Below are 9,766 nucleotides of genomic sequence, written 5' to 3' on the forward strand. Positions count from 1 at the left end.
TAACGCTCGGCCTGATGAGTGGTGAAGAGCGTGGGTGTACGCAGCCCTGCCTTTGCTTTTCTGTAGGAGCGAGCCTGCTCGCGATGGACGTCAACGATAACGCGTGCTGACTGATTGATCGCGTTGTTCAGACGTTTTTCGCGAGCAAGTCGGATCGCCGCACCGTCGCTCCTACAGGGAAACGAGTTCAGTTGTGATCAAGCCGGCCAGCAGGCCGCCTCGTCTTGGCTTTGGCTTTGGCTTTGGCTTTGGCTTTGGCTTTTGATCTTCTTGCCCCCTTGAGAGGCCGAGCAGGACCGGAGCGAGCAACTGTGTTTAGCGTCAAGCCGATTTCAGCTCAAACGGTTTCTGATCTCGGAGCATCGCAAAATAGCCTTACATTGCCTGCAATCGGGCCATCTCCCCGAAATAACGGACAGCGGTGTACAATCGCGTTCTTATATCTCAGTTGATCATGCGAAGGATTTTCCGGATGTTGCCGCGTTTTCCTGCCGTCACCCGCTGCCTGACTCTTGCCGCCCTTTTTGTGGCCGGTCCCGTTGCAGCATTGGAGTTTCCCCTGCCACCGCCCGGTGAGGACATCATCGGCCAGGTGCAGGTGATCAAGGCCAAGTACGAAGACACCTTCGCCGACCTTGGTACCACCTACGATCTGGGCTATACGGAAATGGTCGCGGCCAACCCGGGTGTCGATGCCTGGTTGCCAGGCGTCGGCACGGAAATCATTCTGCCGACCCGCTTCATCCTGCCACCAGGCCCGCGTGAAGGCATCGTGATCAACCTGGCCGAGTACCGCCTCTACTACTACCCGAAAGGCAAGAACGTGGTGTACACGTTCCCGCTGGGTATCGGTCGTGAAGGCTGGGGCTCGCCGATTGCCCACACCAGCATCACCGCCAAGACACCTAACCCGACCTGGACGCCTCCGGCTTCGATCAAGGCCGAACACGCAGCCGACGGTGATCCGCTGCCCAACGTGGTGCCGGCCGGCCCTGACAACCCGCTGGGGCCGTTCAAGTTCACCCTGGGTACACCGGGCTACCTGATCCACGGTTCGAACAAGAAGTTCGGTATCGGCATGCGTACCAGTCACGGCTGCTTCCGCATGTTCAACAACAACGTGCTGGAAATGGCGGGCATGGTGCCGGTCGGGACGTCGGTGCGGATCATCAACGACCCGTACAAGTTCGGCATGAGTGGCGGCAAGGTCTATCTGGAGGCGCATACGCCGCTGGACGACAAGGGCAACCCGTCGGTGGTCGACAAGCACACTGCGGTCATCAACGCGATGCTCAAGCGTGAAGACATCACCAACAACCTGCGCATGAACTGGGATGTGGTGCGTGATGTGGTCGCCGCTGAAGACGGCCTGCCGGTGGAGATCGCTGTACCGGGCGCCAACGTCGCACCGATGGTGTCGAGCACTCCGATCGACCCGATGCAGTAAGCTTGCAAAGAGCCCGTCGGCGCGTTTCGCGTCGACGGGTTTTTTTTGCCTGGAGAAACGCCGGGCAATAAAAAAGCCGACCCAAAAAATGGGTCGGCTTGATAACAATCCCGAAGGATTATTACTTGCGGCTAGCTTTGTCCAGCATGCGCAGAGCACGCTCGTTAGCTTCGTCAGCAGTCTGTTGTGCTTTTTGAGCAGCAGCCAGAGCTTCATCAGCTTTACGGTAAGCTTCGTCTGCACGAGCCTGGGAGCGAGCAGCTGCGTCTTCAGTAGCGGTCAGACGTGCTTCGGTTTCTTTCGATGCGCTGCTGCAACCGGTAGCCAGAACTGCGGCCAGAGCCAGAGCAGAGAATTTCAGAACGTTGTTCATCGTGTTCCCCTTCAAGGACTTTCTATTAAGTAGCTATCTCCTCCGATTGAGGAAATAGCCGGCGTACATACTACCCATTACTTGTAGTAAGTAAAACTGACGTGACGCAAGAAGCAAAAAAAATTGTAGGCGTTGATTCTTTTTCGAGCAACTTTTAACTGAATTGTTTAAAAAATATCCAGCTGCAAGGCCCGTGGCTGAGCGAGCCAGCGAGAAAAAGTTCCTGTGGCACAGCGCTGTTTTTCAGTCTGGCTAAAGTCCGCCTACATGGATTCGTCTACACTTTTGTTCGGCTTTTGCGTAGCACCTCTCAATATCTTTCTCGATGTTCAGGTGACTTTAACAACGGGCGCTCGTCTTAAGTCTCAACATCCGGCAATGTACAGGCTATCGACCCGGAGTGATCTTCGGTCGAGCGCAATCCTGCGTGATCCGGAGCAGCACCCGCCAATCCGCACGATGACGAGCGCACCTTGAGCATTTCTGCCAATGGTGCCTACTATTTGTACGTGCTCGGTAGCGCGAGATCGGTGCAGCTCTTCTCGGTGTCCATTCAGGCACGGGGTGGCGTAGATGTTCCTTCGCCGGAAAAACATCGGTAAGGTAGGGGTCGGAATTCCAGACCCGCGAGGAGTAGTGATGAGCGAGGCGTTGTCCATCCACCATGACCAGGCTGGTCATCAGTTCGAGACCAATGTGGACGGTCATCGTGCCTATCTGACCTATATGGATCTGGGGAAGCAGACCCTGGATATCTATCGTACCTTCGTGCCCAACGCACTGCGTGGTCGCGGTATTGCGGCAGCCTTGACCGAGAAGGCGCTGGAGTACGCTGACGAAATGGGCTACACAGTCATTCCATCGTGCTCCTACGTCGAGCGCTACATGGAGCGTCACCAGCGGCATGCTGCCAAGCTGAGTCAGTGAGCTTCAATAAAACGAATGCATAAAAAAACGCCGGGTTTAGCCCGGCGTTTTTCTGTGTACTGCAAAAGCGATCAGCTGCGATCGCGTTTAGGCAGTACATCCTTGAGCTTGGCATGCATGCTGCGCAAGGTGTTTTCGGTCGCGGTCCAGTCGATGCAGGCGTCGGTGATCGACACGCCGTATTGCAGGTCGGCGAGGTCTTTCGGGATCGCCTGGCAGCCCCAGTTCAGGTGGCTTTCAACCATCAGGCCGATAATCGACTTGTTGCCTTCGAGGATCTGGTTGGCGACGTTTTCCATCACCAGCGGTTGCAGGGCCGGATCCTTGTTGGAGTTGGCGTGGCTGCAATCGACCATGATGTTGGGCTTGATCTTCGCCTTGTTCAGCGCCTGCTCGCAGAGTGCAACGCTGACCGAATCGTAGTTCGGCTTGCCGTTGCCGCCGCGCAGCACCACGTGACCGTAGGCATTGCCCTTGGTGGTCACGATCGACACGCCACCTTCCTGGTTGATGCCCAGGAAACGGTGCGGGCTGGAAACCGACTGCAGGGCGTTGATTGCCACGGTCAGGCCGCCATCGGTGCCGTTCTTGAAGCCGACGGCCGAGGACAGGCCGGACGCCATTTCACGGTGAGTCTGGGATTCGGTGGTGCGCGCGCCGATGGCCGACCAACTGATCAGGTCCTGCAAGTATTGCGGGGAGATCGGGTCGAGGGCTTCGGTGGCGGTCGGCAGGCCTTTTTCGGCCAGGTCCAGCAGCAACTGGCGACCAATGTGCAAGCCGTCCTGGATCTTGAACGAGTCGTCCAGATACGGGTCGTTGATCAAGCCTTTCCAGCCCACGGTGGTACGTGGCTTCTCGAAATACACGCGCATGACCAGATACAGGGTATCGGACACTTCGGCAGCGAGAACCTTCAGGCGCTCGGCATATTCGTGGGCAGCCTTGATATCGTGGATCGAGCAAGGCCCGATGACGACGAACAGGCGGTGGTCGGTGCCATCCAGGATGTTGCGAATGACTTCGCGGCCCTTGGTGACGGTGCGCAGTGCGGCGTCGCTCAGGGGAATATCGCGCTTGAGCTGATCGGGAGTGATCAGAGTCTCGTTGGAGGCGACGTTTAGGTCGTTGATCGGTAAATCAGCCATCGTTTACTCGTCAGGTCACGGGTGCCGGCCGCCAGCGAACCCGCGCGGCGGAGCACAGCAAATTAAGCGCGTCGGGGAGCCGAACCTTAGCGCGTTACACCGTGGCTCGACAATGGGCAGACACCGGTTTAGGGGCCATTCACAGTGAGTTTCCCCAACGTGACGGGCAAACACCCTTCGGCAATGCCCCTAATCCGGCACAGGCTCGGCAAAAGCCTTTTGCACCGAATCGTGAGAGAACTCGTCGGCATGCTCCTGAACCCATTCGAGGGCCAGGGCCTGGATATCCTGCAAATCATCGTGGGTGTCATGCAGGCGGCAGTAACGTTCGATCTGGCACACCTGCTCGCCCATCCGGGCGCTGAACAGCATTTGTTCGTCGACGAAGGCGATGCCCACCAGATAGCCGTGCTTGCGCCGCAGGCACCAGGCGACATAGCCCAGGTAGCGCATGTCCGGGTTTACGGTCGGCATGCGTACTTCCAGCGCGGTGCCGTGGCGCCACGCGCGGTGATAATTGCAAGCCATGCCCCCGAGACTGATAGTGTGCAGCTGTCGTCGCGAAATACACTCAGGTTTCAGCAACGTTAATTCGACGGGCACATCGTCAGGGTGAGGAATGAATCGTCCCATGAACACAGACTCCATGTGTCGGCCATCTGACATTGTTCTCCCCAGTATAGTGGTCGAATTGGAACTGACCGATTTTGACGCCGACCAACGGCTGCTGGCGATGAGCGGCGTATCGCTGGTTATTTTCACCAGTGTCGGCTGCGCCAGTTGCCGTTTTGCCCGCGAGCAATTGCCGACACTTGACCTGGCGGTCGATCGACTGTGCTGGATCGATGCCGGCAATAACGGAGGGGTGGTCGAGCGTTATCAGGTCTTTCACTTGCCGGCGCTGTTTGTCGTTCGCGACGGCGAATTCTTCGGAGCACTGAAATCGCGCCTGACCGACACCGAGCTCAATCGGGCCGTGCGGCAGGCGCTGAGTCGAACAGCAGAGGAGTTGCCATGATGGGGACAGTTGCCAGGCCGACGATCGGCATTATCGGGACCGGAGCAATCGGCGGTTTCTATGGGGTGATGCTGGCGCGTGCCGGTTTTGATGTGCATTTTCTGCTGCGCAGCGAATTCTGCGCGGTGGCCGAGCATGGATTGCGAGTCGATAGCGCGCCCCACGGTGCCCTGACGTTGAACCCGGTACAGGCCTATTCGAGCGCTGAAGACATGCCGCCCTGCGACTGGCTGCTGGTGGGCGCGAAAACCACCAGCAACGAAGGCCTGGCACCAGCCATCCTGCAGGCAGCGGCACCGAATGCCAAGGTACTGCTGTTGCAAAATGGCCTGGACGTCGAAGACAGCCTGCGCGAGTTGCTCCCCGACTCGCTGCACGTGCTCGGCGGGCTCTGCTATATCTGCGTCCATCGCGAGGCGCCGGGCGTCATCACCCATCAAGCGCTAGGCGCAGTGCATGTTGGCTATCACAGCGGTCCCGCCGTCGATGGGCCGACGCGCGCCGCCATTGTCGAGGAGGGTGTCGGCCTGTTTCGCAGCGCCGGCCTCGATTCCCAGGCCATGGCGAACCTGCACCAGGCGCGTTGGCAAAAACTGGTCTGGAATATTCCCTACAACGGTCTCTCGGTTTTGCTGGGAGCGAGCACCACACCATTGATGGCCGATGCCGACAGTCGTGAGCTGATCAAGGCGCTGATGGCAGAAGTGGTGCAAGGCGCAATCGCCTGCGGGCACGACGTACCGGCGGGTTATGCCGAGCACTTGTTCATGGTGACCGAAAAAATGCCCGACTACTGGCCGAGCATGTACCACGATTTCCTGCACAAGCGACCGCTGGAACTGGCCGCGATCTACGCCCGGCCATTGGCGGCGGCGAAGGCAGCCGGGTGTGAGATGCCGCGCATCGAGGCCTTGTATCGCAGTTTGAGTTTCATTGATCGACGCAACACCTGAGTCGATCGACCTGAGGGGGAAGGGCATGCCAAAGGCAATTGACGACAAGCTGGTGCTGGCGATTTCTTCGCGGGCGCTGTTCGATCTGAGCGAAAGCCACAAGGTCTACCTGTCGAGTGGCGTCGAAGCCTACCGGCAGTATCAGATCGAACACGAGGACGAAATCCTTGAGCCCGGCGATGCCTTTGAGTTGGTGCAGAAACTCCTGAACCTCAACAACAGCCTCGGTCGCGCCCGGGTCGAGGTGATTCTGGTGTCGCGCAACAGCGCCGACACCGGGCTGCGGGTATTCAACTCGATTGACCACTACGGGCTGGCGATTTCCCGGGCGGCCTTTGTCGGCGGGCGCAGTCCGTATCCCTACCTCAAGGCCTTTGACTGCGACCTGTTTCTCTCCACCCACACCGAAGACGTACGCAATGCGCTGGACGCCGGGTTCGCGGCAGCGACCATTCTGTCGGGCGGTGCCAGCCGTGCGGCCAGCGATGAATTGCGCATCGCCTTCGACGGAGACGCGGTGCTGTTTTCCGATGAGTCGGAGCGCATTTATCAGGCCGGTGGTCTGGAAGCGTTCCAGGCCAGCGAGCGTGAAGCCGCCCGCGAGCCCATGCGGGGTGGGCCGTTCAAGGGTTTTCTCGCGGCTCTCAATCTGTTGCAGCGTGAGTTCCCGGAGGACGCCTGTCCAATCCGTACCGCGCTGGTCACGGCGCGATCGGCGCCGGCCCATGAGCGAGTGATTCGCACGTTGCGCGAATGGGACATCCGTCTCGACGAGTCGCTGTTTCTCGGCGGCCTGACCAAGTCGGCCTTTCTCGAAGCCTTCGCGGCCGATGTGTTTTTCGACGATCAGGCCGGCCACTGCGAATTGGCCCGTGAAGTCGTCGCCACCGGTCACGTGCCCCATGGCATAAGCAACGAGCAAAAGGTTTAAGCCCGCCGTTCAATGCGTTGCGCCGGACGTCGTAGTCGCCAAGGCACTGCTAAGCTGAATCAAATCTCCGCCATGTTGGCAGTCGAGGAGGTCATATGATTCGTTCGATGCTGTATGCCACGGACCTCGGGCTGTATGCGCCCGTGGTGATGCAGCATGCACTGGAACTGGCCCGGACCTTCAATGCCAATTTGTATGTCGTGCATGCGGTTGAACCCATGGGGTTGTTTGCCGAATCGGTGCTGCAAAGCTATCTCGATGAACAGGCGCTGAACGAGTTTCACAGTCAGGGCCTGAATACGGTGATTGCGAGTATCGAGCAGCGGGTGCTCGACAGTTTTCGCGAGGAGCTGGGGGACGAGGGGGAGCATGACCTGGAGCGGATTCAGGCAGTGCGGGTGCTGCAGGGCGATCCGTCGCAGGTGATTCTGGACCAGGCGCAGAAACTCTCCGTGGATTTATTGATCGTAGGTAGTCACAGCCATGGTGCTGGTGCGGAAACGCCTCTGGGGCGAACCGCCGCCCGTGTGTTGCAACTGTCCAAGGTGCCGGTCTATCTGGTGCCGCTGGTGCAACGTCGTCGCCAAGGGGATCGCTAGAACACGAATAATGGCAATTTGATAAAAAAGTTCTAGATTTATTCTTCAAGCCATTAATATAGTTATATACCGTCGCTGATGCCCGTGGCGTCTACCTGCTTTGAGGGATTCATATGAAGCTTCAACAATTGCGCTACATCTGGGAAGTGGCGCACCACGACCTCAACGTTTCCGCTACAGCCCAAAGCCTTTACACCTCTCAACCGGGCATCAGCAAACAGATCCGCCTGCTGGAAGACGAACTGGGCGTCGAGGTTTTTGCCCGCAGCGGCAAGCACCTGACCCGCGTTACCCCGGCCGGCGAGCGCATCATCACCACCGCTGGCGAAATTCTCCGTAAGGTTGAAAGCATCAAGCAGATCGCCCAGGAATTCTCCAACGAGAAGAAAGGCACCCTGTCGATTGCCACCACTCACACTCAGGCGCGTTATGCGTTGCCGCCGGTCATCAGCAATTTCATCAAGCAATACCCGGACGTTGCCCTGCACATGCACCAGGGATCGCCGATGCAAATCGCCGAAATGGCCGCTGACGGCACCGTGGATTTCGCCATTGCCACCGAAGCGCTCGAACTGTTCGGTGATCTGGTGATGATGCCGTGCTACCGCTGGAACCGTTGCGTGGTCGTGCCTCAGGGTCACCCGCTGACCAAGCTGTCGAAACTGACCCTCGAAGCGCTGGCCGAATACCCGATCGTGACGTACGTGTTCGGTTTTACCGGCCGTTCGAAACTCGATGAAGCGTTCAGTCATCGCGGCCTGACGCCGAAAGTGGTGTTCACCGCCGCCGACGCCGACGTGATCAAAACCTATGTTCGCCTGGGTCTGGGGGTGGGCATCGTGGCGAAAATGGCTGTCGACAGCAAACTCGACAGCGACCTGGTGGTGCTCGATGCCAGCGAGTTGTTCGAGTCCAGCGTGACCAAGATCGGCTTCCGTCGTGGCACTTTCCTGCGGGGGTTCATGTGCGACTTCATCGAGAAGTTCGCGCCACACCTGACCCGCGAAGTCATGGCCAAGGCCATTCAATGCCACAACAAGCAGGAACTGGAAGAGCTGTTCGACGGCGTCGAACTGCCCGTTCACTGACAGCGTTTCCTGCCGGTCAAACCACCTCGGTGACAGCGAACTGTTGCCGAGCGCCCGCCACCATAATCTCCACCTCATCGCCCTCGAACTTGCCCAGCAGGCTTTTGCCCAGCGGTGAGCGCGGGGTGATGACGGTAATCAGTTGCCCCACCAGATCGACTTTCAACCCGGCTGCATCAGGGGCGAGAAACAGCCATTGTTCGCGCCCCTTTTCGTCCTCGATCCCGAGCAACGCACCCACTTCGATGCCCCGCTGATCGTCATACGGGCGCAGGGTCAGGTTCTGGCAAAGGGTCAGTGACTGGCGAATCTCCTCGACCCTTTTAGCTTGTCCGGCCGCGAGATAGGACGCTTCCAGCCCCAGGGTGTCGTACTTGTTCTCGGCGATGTTTTCTTCGTGGGTTGCCGTTTCGTAAGCGGTTTGCGCGGCCCGTTCGGCGATGTCGAGATCGATCCGCAGCTTGTCGAGAATCAGTTGGTGAACGGTATGCTTATTCATGATCAATCGCAGAACTGCAGGACGTTGGCGCGGCTTTTTTCGCTCGGTATCGTCCGGTCCTGTTGCAACCAGAACTGACAGGTCGGATTGGACAGGTTGCGGCTGCTGCTGCGAGCCTGATCGAGCCGTTGTGCCTGCTCGTTCTTGCGCAGGTTTTCTTCGTACTGCTCGAACAGTGGATTCTGCGGCGCAATGTCCGGTACCGGTTGCGCTGCCACGGACGGTTTGGCCAGTTGCTCCACGGCGGCTGCAACAGGTGCCAGTTGTTTGCTGAACAAAAAGTGGGAAGCGAGCCAGCAGGTCAGCACAATGGCAATGAATCCCAGCCACATGCCGAGGGCGATGCTGCCAGTCAGTTGCAGGGCATTGAGGCTGATGGGGAAGGATCGGCGCGGAGTGGGACGGTGGGGCATGGTTGCTTCCTGGCGAAAGGACACTGGCGAGTGGCGATTGTCGCATGAAGAATAATCGCCGTCGGCTCTTCTGCGCGGGGTAATTTATGCGGACAATCGGCGCCTTTGCCAACGGGAACCTGGAATGCCTGAAATGAAAACCCGCTGGGATATTTTTTGCACCGTGGTCGACAACTTCGGCGACATCGGCGTGACCTGGCGACTGGCCCGGCAACTGGTGGCCGAACATGGACTGGCGGTGCGTCTATGGGTCGATGACCTGCGAGCGTTCGAACGCCTGTGCCCGGAAATCGACATCCACGTTGCGCAGCAGTGGCAACAAGAGGTCGAAGTGCGCCAATGGCCAGCCGAGTGGCAGCCGACCGAAGCC

13 protein-coding genes are annotated in these 9,766 nt (G+C 58.6%); 8 read left to right on the top strand and 5 right to left on the bottom strand.

Features of this window, described 5'->3' with window-relative positions:
- Nucleotides 1-472: 472 nt before the first annotated feature.
- The gene (locus PMI29_RS14905) at nt 473-1,447 is read left to right on the top strand and encodes a L,D-transpeptidase family protein (RefSeq protein WP_007998126.1); all 975 of its coding nucleotides are present in this window, start codon (nt 473-475) and stop codon (nt 1,445-1,447) included.
- A gap of 121 nt (nt 1,448-1,568) precedes the next feature.
- Here the strand turns inward: PMI29_RS14905 and oprI are convergent, their stop codons facing one another.
- A complete protein-coding gene (gene oprI / locus PMI29_RS14900; RefSeq protein ID WP_003199355.1) occupies nt 1,569-1,820 on the bottom strand; it encodes an outer membrane lipoprotei OprI in 252 nt (83 codons plus the stop codon).
- A 639-nt stretch (nt 1,821-2,459) separates the two neighbouring features.
- On the opposite strand from oprI, the gene PMI29_RS14895 reads away from it, so the two are divergent.
- The gene (locus tag PMI29_RS14895) at nt 2,460-2,747 is read left to right on the top strand and encodes a GNAT family N-acetyltransferase (protein ID WP_007973562.1); all 288 of its coding nucleotides are present in this window, start codon (nt 2,460-2,462) and stop codon (nt 2,745-2,747) included.
- Between the two features lie 71 nt (nt 2,748-2,818).
- On the opposite strand, the gene PMI29_RS14890 is transcribed toward PMI29_RS14895, so the two are convergent.
- Both PMI29_RS14890 and PMI29_RS14885 read right to left on the bottom strand, forming a co-directional pair.
- Nucleotides 2,819-3,895 carry a 3-deoxy-7-phosphoheptulonate synthase gene (locus tag PMI29_RS14890; RefSeq protein ID WP_007983549.1) on the bottom strand — a complete coding sequence of 359 codons (1,077 nt, stop codon included), beginning with the start codon at nt 3,893-3,895 and terminating at the stop codon, nt 2,819-2,821.
- Between the two features lie 189 nt (nt 3,896-4,084).
- Entirely contained in the window at nt 4,085-4,528 is a 444-nt protein-coding gene (locus tag PMI29_RS14885; protein WP_007998132.1) for a PilZ domain-containing protein, read from the bottom strand.
- Between PMI29_RS14885 and PMI29_RS14880 the strand changes: the two genes are divergently transcribed.
- The 5 genes from PMI29_RS14880 (at nt 4,527) to cysB (ending at nt 8,484) form a co-directional block, all read left to right on the top strand.
- Nucleotides 4,527-4,913, top strand: coding sequence for a thioredoxin family protein (locus PMI29_RS14880; RefSeq protein ID WP_033052386.1), 387 nt, complete (start codon nt 4,527-4,529; stop codon nt 4,911-4,913). The two genes, PMI29_RS14885 and PMI29_RS14880, sit on opposite strands and share 2 nt — an antisense overlap.
- Nucleotides 4,910-5,866: a putative 2-dehydropantoate 2-reductase gene (locus PMI29_RS14875; protein ID WP_007998134.1), complete on the top strand. Its 957-nt coding sequence runs from the start codon at nt 4,910-4,912 to the stop codon at nt 5,864-5,866. Before PMI29_RS14880 ends, PMI29_RS14875 begins: the two co-directional genes overlap by 4 nt.
- Before the next feature lie 25 nt (nt 5,867-5,891).
- A complete protein-coding gene (locus PMI29_RS14870) occupies nt 5,892-6,797 on the top strand; it encodes a 5'-nucleotidase (RefSeq protein WP_007998135.1) in 906 nt (301 codons plus the stop codon).
- 95 nt (nt 6,798-6,892) lie between these two features.
- Nucleotides 6,893-7,396: a universal stress protein gene (locus PMI29_RS14865; RefSeq protein ID WP_007973551.1), complete on the top strand. Its 504-nt coding sequence runs from the start codon at nt 6,893-6,895 to the stop codon at nt 7,394-7,396.
- A 113-nt stretch (nt 7,397-7,509) separates the two neighbouring features.
- The gene (gene cysB, locus PMI29_RS14860) at nt 7,510-8,484 is read left to right on the top strand and encodes an HTH-type transcriptional regulator CysB (protein WP_007998136.1); all 975 of its coding nucleotides are present in this window, start codon (nt 7,510-7,512) and stop codon (nt 8,482-8,484) included.
- 16 nt (nt 8,485-8,500) lie between these two features.
- On the opposite strand, the gene PMI29_RS14855 is transcribed toward cysB, so the two are convergent.
- Nucleotides 8,501-8,983 (bottom strand): GreA/GreB family elongation factor, encoded by a 483-nt coding sequence (locus PMI29_RS14855; RefSeq protein ID WP_007998138.1) that lies wholly within the window; start codon nt 8,981-8,983, stop codon nt 8,501-8,503.
- A 2-nt stretch (nt 8,984-8,985) separates the two neighbouring features.
- Nucleotides 8,986-9,396 (bottom strand): hypothetical protein, encoded by a 411-nt coding sequence (locus PMI29_RS14850; RefSeq protein ID WP_007998139.1) that lies wholly within the window; start codon nt 9,394-9,396, stop codon nt 8,986-8,988.
- A gap of 124 nt (nt 9,397-9,520) precedes the next feature.
- Here PMI29_RS14850 and earP point away from each other — a divergent pair.
- Nucleotides 9,521-9,766 (top strand): elongation factor P maturation arginine rhamnosyltransferase EarP (earP, locus tag PMI29_RS14845; RefSeq protein WP_007998140.1); only part of this gene is annotated, 246 nt, incomplete at its 3' end.

The sequence above is a fragment of the Pseudomonas sp. GM49 genome (assembly GCF_000282355.1).
Taxonomy (GTDB): domain Bacteria; phylum Pseudomonadota; class Gammaproteobacteria; order Pseudomonadales; family Pseudomonadaceae; genus Aquipseudomonas.